Origin of the sequence: Flavobacterium ichthyis (genome assembly GCF_009915155.1) — a bacterium.
GTDB classification, from domain to species: domain Bacteria; phylum Bacteroidota; class Bacteroidia; order Flavobacteriales; family Flavobacteriaceae; genus Flavobacterium; species Flavobacterium ichthyis.
In genome coordinates, this window is sequence record NZ_JAABLM010000001.1 from 362317 (window position 1) to 380649 (window position 18333).

The window sequence follows — 18333 nt, forward strand, 5'->3', positions numbered from 1 at the left end:
TTAACAAAATAATCAGAAAAATATGGGTAACTATTTCCTAACGCTGTCGTGATGTTGCGAGTGCTTACCGTTATTCCATATCGTTAAAATATCAGTAGCTACAGCAGCACCACTTCCCGAAGCAATTGAGAGTTGGCTTCGGTGTCCGGCAAGCGTTCCAGCAACAAAAATTCCTTCGGTTACTAAATGATCGACATTTTTAAGTTGAATTCTATTTTTCTCCGGAATCATTTTTCCGTGAGGAATTACATACTCCATCAAGCCTTCAATAGCAAAAGTATTCGAAGCATTAATTGCGACCACAATATTTTTTGTTTGATAAGAATTTTTATTAGTGATAATGGTAAAATTTGGATAATTCCCATCAATTTTCATCACCTTTTCATTTTCAATTTGCTGAACGTGAGGATACGTTGACGCCAATTGAAGTTTACTCTCTTCCAACAATTCCGAACCTAATTTTCCGGCAGGAATTCCATAAGCATTATTGAAAAGTGCGTCTTGTAAATTAGAAGATTTTTGATGGGTAAAAATCCCAATTTTTTTATCAGATGCAAAAATTTTTGTGTGTGCCGAACCCAGCACCAAGGCACAAGACATGCCGGCAACTCCGCCTCCAATTATTAAAACATCAAACATTTTATCTAGATTTTTCCTCAATCATTTTCGACATTCTAAAAATCAATAAGATAAAAATAGCGCACAAAGAAGCAGCTATTCCTATTAATCCTACCAAACTATCACCTTCAAAAAGATGATCGAAATCTAAAATAGTGATGTTAAAAATAATAAGAGCGAGGGCAATGGCAATCAATATGTATGTAAAAATTTTCATGCTATAAAGATGGGTTCTCTATTGTTTCAATTTGTAAAACTAACAATTTTGCGCTTATATGAAAAGTCCTTTAACATTGGCACCAAATAATTTAACAGCTATAGCTAATAAAATTACCCCAAATATTTTTCGAATCACGCCAAGACCATTATCTCCTAATATTTTTTCGATTTTAGAAGATGATTTTAAAACCGCGTAAACCACAATGATATTGATGGTAATAGCTACTATAATATTGATTTTTTCATATTCTGCACGAAGTGATAAAATAGTGGTCATCGTTCCTGCACCAGCAATTAGAGGAAAAGCAATTGGTACAATTGAAGCCGTGCTTGGATTATCTTCTTTGTATAATCTAATTCCCAAAATCATTTCTAATGCCAAGAAAAAAAGAACAAATGAGCCGGCAACCGCAAACGAACTGGCGTTAATCCCAATCAATTTTAAAATTTCTTCACCCACAAAAAGAAATGCAATCATAATCACACACGCTACAATCGAAGCTTTTTCCGACTGAATATACCCCACTTTTGAGCGTAAATCCACAATGATTGGAATGCTCCCCACAATATCAATAACCGCAAAAAGCACCATACTTACTGTGAAAATTTCTCTCCAATCGAATCCCATGATATATATTTTTTTTGAAAGTGCAAAATTAGTGGTTATATTTAAAATAAGAAATCCCAATAAAGAAATTCCAAATTCCAAAGGAAATCCTATAAAAAAATTCCTAAATCAGATATCTAAAATCTTACATCACTTGGTAACAATCTGCATCGTTTCTCTACTAATTTGCTTCAATAAAATTTCTTTGTTTTCCTCAACAATTTTTGAGGCGTTTTCATTAAAGTGACGAATGGTGTATAGCGACACATTCTGGTTATAAGCTACTTTGAATTTCTTTTGCAACACATTTTTTAAATCTCCGAAATTCCCAAATTTATCTTCAATACAAACCGAAAAACTAATCGCCGAATTTTGAATCAAGCTCACTTTCATCTTGTATTGATGTAACAAACTAAAAATTTCGCTGATATTTTCTTCCACAATAAACGAAAAATCAAGCGAAGAAAGCGAAATCAACAACTGCTCTTTTTTCACAATAAAGCACGGCAAATGCGGTTCTAAGTCTGCTCCTTTACTCACGCTTGTTCCCGGCAATTCCGGATTTACAAATGATTTTACATAAAGCGGAATTTCTTTTCTTTGCAACGGTTGCAACGTTTTTGGATGAATAACCGTTGCCCCGTAAAATGCTAATTCAATCGCTTCGCGGTAAGAAATTTGGTTCAACAATGCCGCATTTTGAAAATACCTCGGATCCGCATTCATCACACCAGGAACATCTTTCCAGATTGTAACACTTTCTGCATTAATACAATATGCAAAAATTGCCGCCGTATAATCAGATCCTTCACGTCCTAAAGTTGTTGTAAAATTATTTTCATCGCTACCTAAAAATCCCTGCGTGATGTTGAGCACATTTTTTTGCACATTTTTCGAAATATTCTCTTGCGTCAATTCCCAATTCACCACTGCATCACGATACGTAGTATCAGTTTTGATAAAATTTCTTACATCAAGCCAATTATTTTTAATGCCGCAAAAATCAAAATAATGACTTACAATTGTCGTCGAAATCAATTCTCCGAAACTCACAATTTGGTCATAAACAAAATTATAATTAGGCGATTTATTGGTTTTTAAAAAATACTCCAAGTCAGCAAACATCGAGTTTAACATCGAAAAAACTTCATGATTTTCATTGTCAAACAAACCATTCAAAATACCAAAATGGTACTCTTTCACCGCAGCAATCGCATCCGGAAGCTCAGCAGATTGTTCAAAATAATTTTTAATCACCAATTCCAGCGCATTCGTCGTTTTGCCCATCGCCGAAATTACGAGCAATACATCATCAAAACCCACGGTTTGCAACACCCTAAGTACATTTTTCACACCATCGGCATCCTTCACCGAAGCACCACCAAACTTAAATACTCTCATATAAACGCTGAAATTTTTTAAAATTATTAGAAGCTAATCCTGCTTTCCGCTTCAATCAGGGCTAAAAACACTGCAAATATAACGTTTTACCACTTCTATTTCCACTACTATTTAGCCCGAAAATCATCCAAAATAATTTAAAAAACTCCCAATCTGCAATTAAATTACCGTCTTTTCACAAAAAATTCGATATTTGTGCTCACAAACAACTACAACGTTATAGTAATGACAGAACGCAACAAAACACTCGGCGAATTTATCATCGAAAAACAAGAAGATTTTAAATATTCTTCCGGAGAATTATCCCGACTCATCAACTCCATCAGGCTTGCCGCAAAAGTGGTGAATTACAAAGTAAATAAAGCCGGATTGGTAGATATCGTTGGGGCTGTTGGCGAACAAAACATTCAAGGCGAAGACCAACAAAAGCTGGATGTTTTTGCCAATGATACTTTTATCCAAACCTTAATTAACCGTGAAATCGTATGCGGAATCGCCTCAGAAGAAAGCGACGATTTTATCATCATCAAAGGAAAAGACGAATGTCATAACAATAAATATGTGGTTTTGATGGATCCGCTGGATGGTTCGTCTAATATTGATGTGAACGTTTCCGTAGGAACAATTTTTTCGGTGTTTCGACGCGTAACTCCCATCGGTAGTCCCGTGACTATTGAAGATTTTCTTCAACCAGGAATCAATCAAGTTGCTGCAGGTTATGTGATTTATGGCACTTCAACTATGCTGGTTTATACTACAGGTCGAGGCGTAAACGGATTTACTCTAAATCCTGCAATTGGCACTTTTTATTTGTCACATCCTAACATGCAATTTCCCGAAGACGGCAATATTTATTCAATTAACGAAGGAAATTACGTACATTTCCCACAAGGCGTGAAAGATTACATTAAATATTGTCAGCTTGAAGAAGGCGACAGACCTTATACTTCCCGTTACATCGGCAGTTTGGTTTCAGATATTCACCGAAACATGATTAAAGGCGGAATTTATATTTATCCTACCAGTTCAAAAGCACCAAATGGAAAATTGCGTTTGTTGTACGAATGTAACCCAATGGCTTTTTTGGCAGAACAAGCCGGTGGAAAAGCTTCGGATGGATACCAACGCATTATGGAAATTCAGCCAACCGAGCTACATCAACGTGTGCCGTTCTTTTGCGGAAGCAAAAATATGGTAACCAAAGCCGAGGAATTTATGGAGAAAGCAAAATAATTTCAAAAAAAAATCCTGCTCAAAAATTGGAGCAGGATTTTTTTTATTTGTTCATGTGTTGCATTTCGAACAAAAAGGTATCAAGATCAACGCCTAAAACCAGCAATGATAATGCCTTGTCAACAATGTACTTCACGTTTCCGGGAGTAAAACCTAATGCTAAAGCAAAACGGGTCAAAATTTCTTTTTGTTTAGGTCCCAAAATGTGATCTGCATAAACCATTCGGGATAAATCGTACAAACGCTCTAAACGCTGCGTGTGCAAATACGGCGGATTGATTGGATATTTCAACGGATTGGCTAAAATTTCGGCGTATTCTTCTGCAGAAATTTCTAACTGAAGCGCCAATTTGTCTAAGAAAATTTTTTCTTCCTCGCTTAAATGGCCGTTTTCCATTGCAACTCTCACAATTGAAGCAAAGTGTCCTTTATTTCTATTTTTAAAACCGCTATCAAATAAATCAGAGATTGACATAAAATTAATTTTTTTGCAAAGATAAATTTATTTCGATTTTAACAATCAAAGCGGTGCATTTTTCTTAACGATTGTTTAAGAAAAAAATTTATTTTGTATGTTTGAAACCCCAAATACAACTTACAAACTTATGTCAGAATTCTGGATTTACTTTAACATCGGGCTTCGCCACGTTTTAGATGTTGATGGTTACGACCACGTTTTATTCCTCATTGCCCTCATGATTCCGTATGCTTTTAAAGATTGGAAACGAGTGGTTCTGCTGGTTACCCTTTTTACGGTTGGTCATACGTTAGCCCTTATTTTATCAGTGTATAACGTAATTATCATCAAAGCCAATTTAGTAGAATTTTTAATCCCGATTACCATTTTAATAACCGCCATTTTTCACCTTTTTACCGCCGGAAAATCCAGTAAAAATGAAAGCATCAGTTTTGTAGCATTCGTAACGCTTTTTTTTGGCGTCATTCACGGACTAGGATTTTCTAATTATTTCAAAAGTATTTTGCCTGGCGACGCTTCCGCAAAAATTCTTCCGCTGTTAGAATTTGCTTTAGGAATCGAAGCCGCACAATTGGTTGTTGTGGTTTTGGTGTTGATCATTTCTTACATTGTACAAACCGTTTTTCGGTTTTCAAAACGCGATTGGACCTTGGTGATGTCGGCTTTTGTGATTGGTGTGGTTTTGCCGATGATCATCGAAAGCGAAATCTGGGGACGATAAAATTAGTATCTTTGCCCAAAATAATTTTGCGTGAATCAGCCTATTAGAATTTATTTTGCTTCCGACCAACATTTTGGAGCGCCAACAGCCGAGAAAAGTTTTCCGCGCGAAAAAAAATTTGTTGCTTGGTTAGACGAAATTAAAAAAGATGCCACGGCTTTGTTTCTTTTAGGCGATCTTTTTGATTTTTGGTTTGAATATAAAACGGTTGTCCCAAAGGGTTTTGTGCGTGTTTTAGGGAAGTTGGCTGAACTTCGCGATGCAGGAATTCCCATTTATTTTTTTGTAGGAAATCACGATTTGTGGATGCACGATTATTTTGAAAAAGAACTCAACATTCCCGTTTTTCACACCACAAAAGAATTTACTTTCAATGATAAATTATTCCTTATCGGTCACGGCGACGGTTTAGGTCCTGGCGACAAAGGTTACAAACGCATGAAAAAAGTGTTTACCAATCCTTTTTCAAAATGGCTTTTTCGTTGGCTTCATCCGGATTTAGGTGTTCGATTAGCACAATATCTTTCGGTAAAAAACAAGTTGATATCCGGTGATGAAGATGTCGTTTTTTTAGGCGAAGAAAATGAATGGCTCGTGCAATATGCTAAGCGAAAACTCGAAACCAAACATTACGATTATTTTATTTTTGGCCACCGACATTTGCCGATGACGCTTGAAGTTGGGAATAAAGCGACCTATGTTAATCTCGGCGATTGGATTGGTTATTTTACGTATGGTGTTTTTGATGGAGAAAAATTTGAGTTGAAAGAATACAATAATTTGAAATGACAATTATCGGATATCCCGCAACTGCAATTGCAAATACACTTTGTCATTATATTCGTTTTCTTCTACTGAAAATACGGCTTCAAACGGTTGACGATTTTGCGTAAGCGAAAATTTATTTCCAATCTTAAAACCGATGGCACCAAAACCTTCGGAATCATTTTGTTTGACAAAAAGTTTTAAATGTTCATTTTCTTTACCAATTGTTTTGCCAAAACCGGTGTCGTGTATATTTTTGGCATAAAAAATAGGTGTCATGTTTCGTGGCCCAAAAGGTTCGAATTGTTTTAAAATGCGCATGAATTTTGGGGTAATTTCTTTAAAATTAATTTCGGCATCAATTAAAATTTCGGGAACACGCAAATCTTCGGGAAGTGTTTCAGAAACCACTTTTTCAAATTGATTTTTAAAATTTTCAAATTGATTTTCATGCAAAGTCAATCCAGCCGCATACATGTGTCCGCCAAATTGTTCCAAAAATTCCGCACAAGATTCCAATGCATTATACACGTCAAAATCTTTTACAGAACGAGCCGAAGCCGCCAGTTTATCTCCACTTTTTGTAAAAACCAACGTCGGACGATAATAGGTTTCGATTAGTCGGGAAGCCACAATTCCAATCACGCCTTTGTGCCAATTTTCTTGATAAACAACGGTAGAAAATTTATTTTCTTCATGATTTTCAATGATTTGCGAAAGCGCTTCAGCCGTGATTTGCTGGTCTAATTCTTTTCTATCTGCGTTAAAAGTCTCAATTTCTTTGGCAAAATTTTCCGCTTCTTCTAAACCAAATTCTGTGAGCAATTGAACGGCATAATTTCCGTGTTTAATTCTTCCGGCAGCATTAATTCGCGGTGCGATGACAAAAACCACATCGGTAATGGTGAGTTGCTTTTTTTTAAGATTTTGTACCAAAGCTTTAAAACCCGGACGCGGATTTGAATTGATAACTTCTAAACCAAATTTTGCCAAAATGCGATTTTCGCCCGTTATGGGAACGATGTCAGCGGCAATTGCCGTGGCAACTAAATCCAAATATAAAATTAAATCTTCGGTATTTTGACCACGATTTTTTCCTAACGCCTGAACGAGTTTGAAACCAATTCCGCAACCGCACAATTCGTCATAAGGATATTGGCAATCTTCTCTTTTGGGGTTTAAAATGGCGACGGCTTCGGGCAAATTTTCTCCCGGACGGTGGTGGTCACAAATGATAAAGTCGATGTTTTTTTCTTTTGCGTAAGCGATATGATTGATGGATTTTATACCACAATCTAACGCAATAATCAAGGAAATTCCATTGTCTTCAGCATAATCTATTCCTAGAAAAGAAATACCGTAACCTTCGTTGTAACGATCCGGAATGTAGGTATCAACGTGCGGATAAAAACTGCGTAAGTATGATGAAACAAGGGAAACTGCCGTGGTTCCATCGACGTCATAATCGCCAAAAATTAAAATTCGCTCTTGATTTTCAATGGCTTTTTCAATTCGGGAAACGGCCAAATCCATATCTTTCATCAAATACGGATCGTGTAAATCCCCTAAACTCGGGCGAAAAAAAAGTCGGGCTTGCTCAAAAGTTTCCACACCTCGTTGTACCAAAAGTGTGGCGGTTAATTCGTCAACCTTCAGCGACTTTTGAAGGCTTTTTATTTTTTCGAGATTTGGTTTGGGTTTTAGAGTCCAACGCATTTTGTATGGTGTTTAAGTAATTATATGACTCGATTCTTAACCGAACCTTAACAATCTATTGCTTTTTCAGCGCTAAAGCTTCTGATTCAAACTGGATTTCGTCCCAACCAAATTCCATAAAATTCCGAATATTTTGATGGTCGTTTCCGTTTGGATTTTTTAAAACGTCGTCGAAATAATAGCTTCCAAAGCAAGCCAAAGTTGCTTGCTTTGAAAGATTTTGCAATTTTGCGAAAGAAAATATCTTGCAAGAGCCGTTATTTTCTCCGGCATTATTATTTTGGTTTCCATTTTTGAAAGCCGTTGCCGTAAAATCATAATTTTCTTCAATGACTTGAATCGTATCTTGAAAAGCGATTGATTTTGGATTTTCCTGTAATTTTTCTAGAAAAGAAACTATGCTCATTTTATTGATTAAAATAACTAATATTTTACAACTGAAGACTGACTATTGAAGACTAAAAACTGTCAACTACTTCGTAGATTTCCCGCCAACAATCACCACGATTTCGCCTTTTGGAGGTTTTGCTTCAAAGTGTTTTAAAACTTCTGTTGCGGTTCCGCGAATGGTTTCTTCGTGTAATTTTGACAATTCCCGCGAAACTGAAACCGGACGATCTTCGCCGAAATATTGCACAAATTCAGCTAAAGTTTTGACCAATTTGTGTGGCGAAACATATAAAATCATGGTTCGGGTTTCTTCTGCCAAAGCCAAAAATCGGGTTTGTCTTCCTTTTTTGTCAGGCAAAAATCCTTCAAAAACAAATTTATCGTTCGGCAAACCGCTGTTGACCAAAGCTGGCACAAAAGCCGTCGCTCCAGGCAAGCACTCCACTTCTACTCCATTTTCTACGCAAGCTCGCGTAAGCAAAAATCCAGGATCGGAAATTGCAGGTGTTCCAGCATCGGAAATTAAAGCGATTTTTTCTCCCGATTTTAACCTCGAAACCAAATGCTCAACGGTTTTATGTTCGTTGTGCATGTGATGGCTTTGCATGTGGGTTACAATCTCGAAATGTTTCAGTAATTTTCCGCTGTTTCGGGTGTCTTCTGCCAAAATTAAATCGACTTCTTTTAAAACTTTTATGGCTCTAAAAGTCATGTCATCAAGGTTGCCAATTGGCGTTGGAACTAAATATAATTTTGACATTTGTTAATTTTTTGATGCCATTATTTATTCTTTTGCCACAAATTAACAAGATTTATAATTGTTCAAAAATCTGCGAGAATTCATGAAATTTGTGGCAAAAAATAATATTTTATTTAAATTTATTTTCAACAACTTCCAAGAAACGCTCTTCGTAATCTTCTTTGCCTTTCCAATCATTATAATCCGGTTTAACCAAATCTTCGACGAAATTTTTAGCGTCTTCGAAATTATCAAAAGTGTTGAGTTGTGATAAAACCCGGTTAAAATCTTCGTTGCTTCCGCCAAAAAGATTATTCACAAAACCAACGCGATCGTTTAAACCAATGGTAATGCCTTTGGTCACTTTGTCTGATTGCGGTTTATTTTCGGTTGAAGTTTTTTCCGGTTCGACTACTTTTTCAGGTTCCGGTTCTTGATTTTTTTCTTCGTCAAAAGATTCAATTTCTTCCGTTTTTTGCTCGTCAACAGGAGTTTCTTCGGCTTCATGCTCCCGAATTTCGGCTTTCACAAATTCGAGGTCTTTGTATTCTTCGCCTAAAAAATCTTCAAAAATAATTTGATGACCCGATTCTTTTGCCACTTCCTCAACTTCTTCTTTTTTGTCAAAAGCCAATTCAAAATGAGGCGAATCCGGAACTAAACTTTTTGGAATTCCCATATCTTCCGGCTCCAAAGTTGAGATTTCTTCATCAACTGCTTCTTCCACTTCTTCCAACGAAATATTTTCTTCATTTTCAAAAACAGTTGGTTCTTCTTCGTCTAAATCATCTTCGGACAATTCAATTTTTCCCACCACCACTTTTTCTTCAGATTTTTCCTTTTCAGATTGCTCTTCTTCAGAAATTTCTTCAGTTGTTTCTTCTACAGGTTCCTTTTCAACTTCGTCAATTTCTGGTTTTTCTTCATCCTCTAAATTAATTGATTGTTTATCATTTTCTTCAGGATTTCCAGCTACTTCAGCTTTAACTTCTGGCGTTTCTTCCACAACTTTTTCCGCATTTGTATCATTGTTATTTTCTACAAAATCCTCAGCTTGAACTTGTTCTTTTTCATCATTTTCAAAAACATTTTCGATGATAGCCGTAGCTTCCTGACGACCGATAGTAGGTTGATTTCCGGAAAAATTTTCTTCTACAAATAATAGAACCGACAATTTTTCATACAGTTTTCGGCTTTCTTCCTGTAATTGTTGTAATTCTGATTTATTTTTTAATTTCAAAATTCGATGAGCAAGACTCATTAATTCGGCTTCAAGTTTTTTCTTCATAACAATTGAAATCTTAGGATAAGGGAACAGTTCGTTGATTTTTTAGGCATTGAAATTAAAAAATTATCCGGCTCTTTTTTGATACCATCAAACCTTAATTCGGTATTTTTTTCTATTTTTGAACGCCATGATGTAAAAGTAAAAAAATTACATTGGGTTTCGGTTACAAAGTAAAAAAAAACCATTGCTTTTTTAGTCAGAAAATAAAAAAATGTTTCTCGAAAATACAGTAAATCATACGGAACAATTTGGATGGATTGAGGTAATCTGCGGTTCGATGTTTTCGGGTAAAACCGAAGAGTTAATCCGAAGATTAAAACGTGCACAATTTGCCAAACAAAAAGTGGAAATTTTCAAACCTTCAATCGACACGCGTTACCATGATGAAAAGGTAATTTCGCATGATTCTAACGAAATTAGATCGACACCGGTTCCTGCTGCTGCAAATATTAGGATTTTAGCACAAGGTTGTCAAGTTGTGGGAATTGATGAAGCACAATTTTTTGACGACGAGATTGTTTCGGTTTGTAATGATTTGGCCAATTCGGGAATTCGTGTAATTGTTGCCGGATTAGACATGGATTTTAAAGGAAATCCTTTCGGGCCAATGCCTGCTTTGATGGCAACTGCCGAATACGTGACCAAAGTTCATGCGATTTGCACGCGAACAGGAAATTTAGCTAATTATAGTTTTAGAAAAGCCAACAATAATAATATTGTAATGTTAGGCGAAACTGAGGAATATGAACCTTTGAGCAGAGGTGCTTACTTTGCTGCTATGAAGGGTTTGCAAGACAATGAAGAAAGTTTTTTCTCAGCCAAAAAAGAAATTTAGTTTCCAGATTCTGATGGCACAAATATGGTTTTTATAGGAAACTTACTAACTTTGAATCATAGCAACTTTGCCACTAAAAAATAAAATTTGAGCTTAAAAATTCACCTCATTATTAGCGAGATTGACGCGGTCTTTTACGGAAATCCTAATGCCGAAATCGATAATGTTTCAATCGATAGCCGTTCGTTACAGAACAATTCGGGAACGTTATTTTTTGCCTTAATTGGAACTAATAATGATGCACATCAATTTATAGAAAGTCTAATAAATATTGGCGTTAAGAATTTTGTTGTAGAAAGAATTCCGGAAAATTTACAAGGGATAGCCAACTTTTTTGTGGTAAAAAATTCGCTTAAAGCGTTGCAAAAATTTGCGTCTTTTTATAGAAAATTATTTCATTTTCCTGTGATTGGTGTTACGGGAAGCAACGGAAAAACAATTGTAAAAGAATGGCTGAATTTTTTATTAAGTCCGGAATATAATATTATTCGCAGCCCAAAAAGTTATAATTCTCAGATTGGTGTTCCGCTTTCGGTCATTGCGATTAATGAGAAACATAATCTTGGAATTTTTGAAGCCGGAATTTCTACGGTGAATGAGATGGATACACTCGAAAAAATCATTCAGCCCACGATAGGGATTCTTACCACCGTGGGATCTGCACACGATGAAGGTTTTCAAAATACTTCGGAAAAAATTAAAGAAAAATTACTGCTATTTAAAAATGTAGAAGCCTTAATTTATCGCAAGAATGATTTGGTAGATGGAATTCTTGACCAAAAAACGAAAACTTTTTCGTGGAGTGATGTCGATGAAAATGCGGATGTTTTTCTTTCCAAAAAAATAAAACCGAAGGAAACCGAATTACAAGTTCGGTATCAGCAAAAAATATTTTCGGTACATTTGCCGTTTCAGGATGAAGCTTCAATCGAAAACGCCGTCAGCTGTTTGGTTACCTTGCTTTACTTAGGTTATGCCGAAGAAGTAATTGCGGCAAGAGTTGGAAAATTGTATGCGGTTGAAATGCGGTTGAAAGTTAAAAACGGCATCAACAACACGACACTTATTGACGACAGTTATAGTTCTGATTACCAATCTCTTAAAATTGCACTTGATTTTTTAGAACAGCAAAAACAACATCGCAAAAAAACAATTATTTTATCAGATATTTTTCAAAGCGGGTTGACAACAGAAGCTTTGTATGATAAAGTTTCAAATTTGATTATTTCCAACAAAATTGATAGAATGATTGGTGTTGGAACCGAAATTTCTAAATATTCTGACCGCTTTCAAAACATCAAAACCTATCTTACGACTCAAGATTTTTTAGCCGATTTTCAAAATTTGCATTTCGAAAACGAAACGATTTTGATTAAAGGTGCCCGAAGTTTTCAGTTTGAAAAATTGATGCCTTTTTTGGAAGAAAAAACGCACGAAACAGTTTTAGAAATTAACTTAAATGCAATTAGTCATAATCTCAATTATTTTAAATCAAAACTGAAGCCTAACACCAAATTGATGGTGATGGTCAAGGCTTTTGGCTATGGAAGTGGCGGTTTTGAAATTGCCAATTTGCTAGAATATCATAAAGTTGATTATTTAGGTGTAGCTTTCGCCGATGAAGGTATTTCGCTGCGAAGTTCGGGGATTAAGATGCCAATTATGGTTCTGAATCCGGAAAATAGTAGTTTTCAGTCGATAATTGAATATAATTTAGAGCCAGAAATTTATTCTACCAAAGGGCTACAATCTTTTCTGCAAATTGCCAATCAAAGAAAATTACATCATTATCCGATTCACATTAAACTAGATACCGGAATGCATCGTTTGGGATTTCAGGAAGATGATTTGCCGGAATTGATCAATATTCTAAAAAACACGCCTTCAATAAAAGTTCAAAGTATTTTGAGTCATTTGGCTACAAGCGATGATTTAGAACATCGGGAATTTGCGGAGTACCAAATTCGTTTGTTCGAAAAATTATCTTCATTGATGATAAAATCGCTTGCTATTTCGCCTATTCGTCATATTCTTAACACATCTGGAATTAGCAATTTTGCGGAAGCCCAATATGATATGGTACGTCTTGGCATTGGTTTATATGGCGTTTCAAATGATACTTTGGAAACCAAATATCTTGAAAATGTTGGCACTTTAAAATCGATTATTTCACAAATTCGAACTATTGCTGCAGGAGAAAGTGTGGGTTATGGAAGACGATTTGTTGCCGAAAGCAGTACAAAGATTGCTACCATTCCTATTGGTTATGCCGATGGAATTCCGAGAAGTTGGGGTAACGAAATTGGGTTTGTGATGATACGAAATCAAAAAGCCACAATTTTAGGAAGTATCTGTATGGATATGTTAATGGTAAATGTTACTGATATCGATTGTGTTGAAGGTGATACAGTGGTTATTTTTGGGGATAATCCTACTGTAAGTTTTATTGCAGATAGCCTAAATACTATTCCTTACGAGATTTTAACTGGGGTTTCTCAGCGTGTAAAACGCATTTTCTTTAGAGAATAAATTTATAACATTTTTAATAAGAAAAGGGGATACTGCAAAAGGCTTGCATATATCCCCTTAAGAAGACGAAAATTAGTCGTTATGATTTCCCCAAATCTTAACCGATCGCCCCCTCAAAAATTACCAAAAGTATTAATTGTACCACCATAAAAATACTTTTTTAATGGACGGGCGTCCATTGTTTTTCCGGTAATTTTTTATCTTCAGTTATTTAACTTTCAAAATTTTAAATTCGCTACGTCTGTTATATTGATGTTGTTCTTCTGTACATGGAACGCCATCTGCACATTCGTTTCGTAACTGGGTTTCGCCAAAGCCTTGAGCTGTAAGTCTTGCTTTGTCTATTCCTTGTGAGATCATATAATTCATAGTCGATTTTGCACGTCTGTCCGACAATTTTTCGTTGTAAGCATGACTTGCACGACAATCAGTATGCGATCGTATGGCAATTACCATGTTTGGATAATCTTTCATAACCTGAATGATTTTCTCTAATTCTAACGCAGCATCAGGACGAATGTTGTGCTTATCTAAGTCGAATAAAATTTCTTTTATTTTGAAAATTTCGGCTAAATCGCCACCAACAGGAATTTCTACCTCTTTTGGATCAAGTGCAATGTCTAACTGTGTTTCTCCAGATTCATTAGGGACTTCAATGCTTTTCTCGTTAGCATGGTATCCTTCTTTTTCTGCTCTTACGTAGTATTTTTTGTTGCATTCTGCCTCAAAAGAGTATTTGCCTTCTGCATCAGAGATTACTTCATTAATTTTACGCATTGATGAATCAAACAAAGTCACTTTTGCGTTAGCTAAAATTTCGTTGGTTTGAGAATCTGTGATGATGCCAGCGATGAGTTGCTCACATTTTAATTCTTCGATTTCAGTGAATTTATATATGTCGTCGAAGCCCATTCCCCCTTCGCGGTTTGATGAGAAAAATCCTACTTTAGTACCTAAGTCTATAAAAAATGCAAAATCATCCATTGGCCCATTAATCGGAGTTCCAATATTTACAGGGGAAGTAAATTTTCCATCATTAAATCGGGCTTTGTAAATATCTAAACCGCCAAGACCGGGATGTCCGTCAGAGGCAAAGTAAAGTTCATTTTCTTCGGTAACAAATGGAAATGTTTCTCTTCCTTCGGTATTAATTTCTACTCCTAAATTTTCTGGAGTTCCAAAACTTCCGTCTGCATTTATTTTGACTTTGTAAAGGTCAGATTCCCCTTTGGTTCCGGGCATATTTGACGCAAAATATAATGTCTTCTCGTCTGGGCTTAAAGCAGGATGTGCCACATTATATTCGTCGCTGTTAAATGGCAATTCGGTAACGTTTTCCCACTTTCCATTAAAGGTACTTTTGTAAATTTTTAAGCCAGTTGTGCGATCGCTGTCTTTACCTCTTTTACCATTATTGTAATTGTTTCGTGTGAAATACATTGTTTTGCCGTCTCTTGTAAATACTGGAGTAGCTTCGTTGAACTTGGTGTCAATGCTTTGCATTAATCTTTCAGGATTTTCTAAATTCCCGTCGCCATTAACTTTTGATGAATATATCGCTGTAAATTGCTGATTATTCCACTCTTGAATTTTTTTTGAGAATCCAGGTAATTCTCTGTTACTAGCAAAAATGAGTTGATTTCCTAGAAATGCTGTGCCATAATCTGAGAAATTAGAGTTTATTCCTGCGTTTTCAACAGTGTATCTGTTAGAATTGTTTTTTATATCTTCAAGATAATCTTTATTTGACTGAAATTGTTTTGCTCTCAAGTCTTCAGCATTGATTTGACTAAACTTTTCTAACATTTGATTAGCTTTATCGTATTCTCCTGATGCTTTTAGGGTTTGAGCGTAACGATAATAGTATTCAGGTTCAATAGTTTCTTCTAAATCAAAGAGTTCATTGTACCATTTGTTAGCTTTAGTCAATTCGCCATTAAAGTAATATGCATTTCCGAGCTTTTGAAAAAGGTCAACGGACTTGTGACCTTTTTCAGCTACTCGTTCATATATCTGGATGGCGTCGATGTAAGCGTACCGTTCATATTTTTTGTCGGCAGCATTAATACGTGCTTTCTGTGCATTTACATTGATTGATAAAATGCTAAGTAAGGCTGCTGCAATTATATTTTTTGTTGTCATAATGTTGCCGTTTTAGAAAAATCTTGGAGTAATTATTCGGTTATAACGTTTAAATAATTCGAATCTTAGGAAAACCTCGTGTGAGCCTGAATTATAATTTTCAAGACGAGTAGTTTCCATGTCGTATCCATATCCTACGAATAATCCATCAGTAATTTGAAACCCTGCCATAGCACTTAAAGCAGCACTCCATCTCCATGCTACTCCTAATGTTAACTTTTCATTAAATAGAAAGTTTCCAGATACATCAAGTTGTAAAGGCGATCCTTCCACCGCCTTCATCATGAAAGCCGGTTTAAATTTAATATCGGGGTTTAAATCAAAAACGTGTCCACCAATCAAATAATAGTGCATTCTTTCTTTAGTGACTTGAATAGAATTATCATCGTACCTATGAGTTTCGAAGAAATTTGGTACTGATAATCCGATGTAAGTTTTATCTGAGTGGAAATATACTCCCGCACCGATGTTTGGACTCAATTCGTTATCAATACTTTGTAAATTTGGATCATTTGGGTTGAAAATGCGTAATTTGTTAACGTCTAAATTAAAAAGATTTGCGGTTGCTTTGATACCGAATGACAATTTAAATGTTTCCGAGGTTGGTATTGTGTAAGAAATATCAGCAGATATTGCATTTTCGTCCGTTGGTCCTATTCGATCATTAACAAATGATAAACCTACTCCTAAATTCGTGTTTTCAATTGGAGTTTGAATTGAAACCGCGTTTGTTGTTGGAGCTCCATCTAGGCCAACCCATTGGGTTCTATGCAAACCAAATACGCTAAAAGCACCTCTTGAGCCTGCGTAAGCGGGATTTACGTTAATTGTATTATACATATATTGTGTATACTGTGAATCCTGCTGTGCAAACCCCGAAGGGATTCCTAATACTGTTGTTGTCAACAGTACTAGGAATTTTTTTGTTCTTCTTTTATTATTAGAATTCATTATAATATTATTTACCGTTAATGTATAAGTATCCTGCTTTTTCTACAGTATTACCATCGAAAGAATCTTTGTATTTCAAGATGTACCAATAAGTTCCCGTAGGTAATTTAGAATCTGCTGAAATTGTATTTCTTCCGTTAGAATATCCATCGAATACTCTACTACTGTTGTCGTAATTATTGGTTTCAAATACTTTAACACCCCAGCGATTAAAAATCATCACATTGTTGTCCGGATGACATTCTATTCCTGCGATTGTGAAGATGTCGTTTAGTCCATCCCCATCAGGTGTCATTGCATTATAAACTACAACTGTACATAATACTACACACTCATCGTTTACGTTAACCGTTACTTCAGATGTAGTTGGGCACGCTCCATTCATTACTGTATAAGTGAATGTGTACGTTCCAATAGCTGCTGAAGCTGGTGTAAATACGCTTCCTTGTAGCGCTCCAGAGTTATCTGTATCTTCCCAAATTCCTCCTTGAATGGTTTCCGAATCAAGTAAAGTAAACAAATCTGTGGCTTCATCTCTTACACAAAGCTCTGATTGAACTGTTTCAATTAAATTAAACACACATTCAACTACTACCGTTACAGTTGTTGTATCACAGTTAGTTGGATTTACAATTTCACAGATGGTGTAATCAATTGTATAAGTTCCTGCAGGAGTTCCTGGTGCAACGGTCACGCTTCCGTCTGGATTTATCGTCAATTCCGTAGTTGGAGTTGAGGTCATCGTAACGTCGGCTGGATTCAACGGTTGCCCATTTAAAGTATCGTTATCAAAGATATTGATTCCTGCATCACCTCCTGTCAATCCATTAACTGGCGTTGGTGCTATATCTGCTACTGCATCAATTACTGGTACCGATACTACTACCGTTACCGTTGTTGTATCACAATTAGTTGGATTCACAATTTCACAGATGGTATAATCAATTGTATAAGTTCCTGCAGGAGTTCCTGGTGTAACGGTCACGCTTCCGTCTTGATTTATCGTCAATTCCGTAGTTGGAGTTGAGGTCATCGTAACGTCGGCCGGATTCAACGGTTGCCCATTTAAAGTATCATTATCAAAGATATTGATTCCTGCATCACCTCCTGTCAATCCGTTTACTGGCGTAGGTGCAATATCTGCTACTGCATCAATTAAATTTACCGGTATTGGAGTAATTGTACAAGTAGTACAAGTTGGGTCAATTGGTGCACATGTCGGACATGGGGTTGGATCGGTAGATTCGCCTGTTACATCTGGTCCACTTGGTGGGGTTCCGGTTACAACAGCTAGGTTATCTACTTGACCTGCATTAATATCAGCTTGTGTGATGGCATAGGTAGCCGAAGCAGTTCCTGTTTGACCTGGGGTCAAGGTGCTTGGGGTTACCACAATATTGCTCAATCCTAAAGTAGCATCATCAATGTGAACATTGCTTAAAGTTACATTTCCGGTATTGGTTACCACAAAGTTATAAGTGATGATATCCCCTACACTTGCTGTATTGTCCGCTCCTAAGTCTAAACTTCCATCTTTGGTGATGGCAATAGATGGCGCATCTTCTATCTCTACTATTGTACAAGTAGTACAAGTTGGGTCAATTGGTGCACATGTCGGACATGGGGTTGGATCGGTAGATTCGCCTGTTACATCTGGTCCACTTGGTGGGGTTCCGGTTACAACAGCTAGGTTATCTACTT

17 protein-coding genes are annotated in these 18333 nt (G+C 36.2%); 5 read left to right on the plus strand and 12 right to left on the minus strand.

Annotated features, from left to right (window positions below):
* Positions 1 to 30 precede the first annotated feature (30 nt).
* The 4 genes from GV828_RS01600 to GV828_RS01615 all read right to left on the minus strand — a co-directional run bounded on the left by GV828_RS01600 (position 31) and on the right by GV828_RS01615 (position 2845).
* Positions 31 to 639 (minus strand): FAD-dependent oxidoreductase, encoded by a 609-nt coding sequence (locus tag GV828_RS01600; RefSeq protein WP_166535714.1) that lies wholly within the window; start codon positions 637 to 639, stop codon positions 31 to 33.
* A gap of 1 nt (position 640) precedes the next feature.
* Positions 641 to 835: a hypothetical protein gene (locus tag GV828_RS01605; RefSeq protein WP_166535715.1), complete on the minus strand. Its 195-nt coding sequence runs from the start codon at positions 833 to 835 to the stop codon at positions 641 to 643.
* A 54-nt stretch (positions 836 to 889) separates the two neighbouring features.
* A complete protein-coding gene (locus GV828_RS01610; protein WP_166535716.1) occupies positions 890 to 1465 on the minus strand; it encodes a MarC family protein in 576 nt (191 codons plus the stop codon).
* A 129-nt stretch (positions 1466 to 1594) separates the two neighbouring features.
* Entirely contained in the window at positions 1595 to 2845 is a 1251-nt protein-coding gene (locus GV828_RS01615) for an aspartate kinase (RefSeq protein ID WP_166535717.1), read from the minus strand.
* A 225-nt stretch (positions 2846 to 3070) separates the two neighbouring features.
* Between GV828_RS01615 and fbp the strand changes: the two genes are divergently transcribed.
* Positions 3071 to 4078: a class 1 fructose-bisphosphatase gene (fbp, locus tag GV828_RS01620; RefSeq protein WP_166535733.1), complete on the plus strand. Its 1008-nt coding sequence runs from the start codon at positions 3071 to 3073 to the stop codon at positions 4076 to 4078.
* 43 nt (positions 4079 to 4121) lie between these two features.
* On the opposite strand, the gene GV828_RS01625 is transcribed toward fbp, so the two are convergent.
* A complete protein-coding gene (locus GV828_RS01625) occupies positions 4122 to 4553 on the minus strand; it encodes a tellurite resistance TerB family protein (RefSeq protein ID WP_166535718.1) in 432 nt (143 codons plus the stop codon).
* A 130-nt stretch (positions 4554 to 4683) separates the two neighbouring features.
* Here GV828_RS01625 and GV828_RS01630 point away from each other — a divergent pair, with 130 nt between their 5' ends.
* A complete protein-coding gene (locus GV828_RS01630; protein WP_166535734.1) occupies positions 4684 to 5277 on the plus strand; it encodes a HupE/UreJ family protein in 594 nt (197 codons plus the stop codon).
* A 30-nt stretch (positions 5278 to 5307) separates the two neighbouring features.
* Positions 5308 to 6066 (plus strand): UDP-2,3-diacylglucosamine diphosphatase, encoded by a 759-nt coding sequence (locus GV828_RS01635; RefSeq protein ID WP_166535719.1) that lies wholly within the window; start codon positions 5308 to 5310, stop codon positions 6064 to 6066.
* 3 nt (positions 6067 to 6069) lie between these two features.
* Here GV828_RS01635 and recJ read toward each other — a convergent pair whose 3' ends face one another.
* The 4 genes from recJ to GV828_RS01655 all read right to left on the minus strand — a co-directional run bounded on the left by recJ (position 6070) and on the right by GV828_RS01655 (position 10175).
* The gene (recJ, locus tag GV828_RS01640) at positions 6070 to 7758 is read right to left on the minus strand and encodes a single-stranded-DNA-specific exonuclease RecJ (RefSeq protein ID WP_166535720.1); all 1689 of its coding nucleotides are present in this window, start codon (positions 7756 to 7758) and stop codon (positions 6070 to 6072) included.
* A gap of 55 nt (positions 7759 to 7813) precedes the next feature.
* Positions 7814 to 8164, minus strand: coding sequence for a HopJ type III effector protein (locus GV828_RS01645; protein ID WP_166535721.1), 351 nt, complete (start codon positions 8162 to 8164; stop codon positions 7814 to 7816).
* 66 nt (positions 8165 to 8230) lie between these two features.
* A complete protein-coding gene (gene rsmI, locus GV828_RS01650) occupies positions 8231 to 8908 on the minus strand; it encodes a 16S rRNA (cytidine(1402)-2'-O)-methyltransferase (protein WP_166535722.1) in 678 nt (225 codons plus the stop codon).
* Between the two features lie 109 nt (positions 8909 to 9017).
* Positions 9018 to 10175 carry a hypothetical protein gene (locus tag GV828_RS01655; protein WP_166535723.1) on the minus strand — a complete coding sequence of 386 codons (1158 nt, stop codon included), beginning with the start codon at positions 10173 to 10175 and terminating at the stop codon, positions 9018 to 9020.
* A gap of 211 nt (positions 10176 to 10386) precedes the next feature.
* Here GV828_RS01655 and GV828_RS01660 point away from each other — a divergent pair, with 211 nt between their 5' ends.
* The gene (locus GV828_RS01660) at positions 10387 to 11010 is read left to right on the plus strand and encodes a thymidine kinase (protein WP_166535724.1); all 624 of its coding nucleotides are present in this window, start codon (positions 10387 to 10389) and stop codon (positions 11008 to 11010) included.
* Between the two features lie 87 nt (positions 11011 to 11097).
* Positions 11098 to 13539, plus strand: a complete 2442-nt coding sequence (locus GV828_RS01665; protein WP_166535725.1) for a bifunctional UDP-N-acetylmuramoyl-tripeptide:D-alanyl-D-alanine ligase/alanine racemase — start codon at positions 11098 to 11100, stop codon at positions 13537 to 13539.
* 207 nt (positions 13540 to 13746) lie between these two features.
* Here the strand turns inward: GV828_RS01665 and GV828_RS01670 are convergent, their stop codons facing one another.
* The 3 genes from GV828_RS01670 to GV828_RS01680 all read right to left on the minus strand — a co-directional run.
* Positions 13747 to 15681, minus strand: a complete 1935-nt coding sequence (locus tag GV828_RS01670) for an OmpA family protein (protein ID WP_166535726.1) — start codon at positions 15679 to 15681, stop codon at positions 13747 to 13749.
* Positions 15682 to 15693: 12 nt separating this feature from the next.
* Positions 15694 to 16632 carry a PorP/SprF family type IX secretion system membrane protein gene (locus GV828_RS01675; RefSeq protein ID WP_166535727.1) on the minus strand — a complete coding sequence of 313 codons (939 nt, stop codon included), beginning with the start codon at positions 16630 to 16632 and terminating at the stop codon, positions 15694 to 15696.
* A 7-nt stretch (positions 16633 to 16639) separates the two neighbouring features.
* Positions 16640 to 18333: gliding motility-associated C-terminal domain-containing protein (locus tag GV828_RS01680; RefSeq protein WP_166535728.1), on the minus strand; the 1694-nt coding region annotated here is incomplete at its 5' end.

What these genes read in the sequence shown, in the direction of transcription:
- GV828_RS01600 (WP_166535714.1), bottom strand. Translation starts at nt 639, where the DNA reads ATGTTTGATGTTTTAATAATTGGAGGCGGAGTTGCCGGCATGTCTTGT.
- GV828_RS01605 (WP_166535715.1), bottom strand. Translation starts at nt 835, where the DNA reads ATGAAAATTTTTACATACATATTGATTGCCATTGCCCTCGCTCTTATT.
- GV828_RS01610 (WP_166535716.1), bottom strand. Translation starts at nt 1,465, where the DNA reads ATGGGATTCGATTGGAGAGAAATTTTCACAGTAAGTATGGTGCTTTTT.
- GV828_RS01615 (WP_166535717.1), bottom strand. Translation starts at nt 2,845, where the DNA reads ATGAGAGTATTTAAGTTTGGTGGTGCTTCGGTGAAGGATGCCGATGGT.
- fbp (WP_166535733.1), top strand. Translation starts at nt 3,071, where the DNA reads ATGACAGAACGCAACAAAACACTCGGCGAATTTATCATCGAAAAACAA.
- GV828_RS01625 (WP_166535718.1), bottom strand. Translation starts at nt 4,553, where the DNA reads ATGTCAATCTCTGATTTATTTGATAGCGGTTTTAAAAATAGAAATAAA.
- GV828_RS01630 (WP_166535734.1), top strand. Translation starts at nt 4,684, where the DNA reads ATGTCAGAATTCTGGATTTACTTTAACATCGGGCTTCGCCACGTTTTA.
- recJ (WP_166535720.1), bottom strand. Translation starts at nt 7,758, where the DNA reads ATGCGTTGGACTCTAAAACCCAAACCAAATCTCGAAAAAATAAAAAGC.
- GV828_RS01645 (WP_166535721.1), bottom strand. Translation starts at nt 8,164, where the DNA reads ATGAGCATAGTTTCTTTTCTAGAAAAATTACAGGAAAATCCAAAATCA.
- rsmI (WP_166535722.1), bottom strand. Translation starts at nt 8,908, where the DNA reads ATGTCAAAATTATATTTAGTTCCAACGCCAATTGGCAACCTTGATGAC.
- GV828_RS01655 (WP_166535723.1), bottom strand. Translation starts at nt 10,175, where the DNA reads ATGAAGAAAAAACTTGAAGCCGAATTAATGAGTCTTGCTCATCGAATT.
- GV828_RS01660 (WP_166535724.1), top strand. Translation starts at nt 10,387, where the DNA reads ATGTTTCTCGAAAATACAGTAAATCATACGGAACAATTTGGATGGATT.
- GV828_RS01670 (WP_166535726.1), bottom strand. Translation starts at nt 15,681, where the DNA reads ATGACAACAAAAAATATAATTGCAGCAGCCTTACTTAGCATTTTATCA.
- GV828_RS01675 (WP_166535727.1), bottom strand. Translation starts at nt 16,632, where the DNA reads ATGAATTCTAATAATAAAAGAAGAACAAAAAAATTCCTAGTACTGTTG.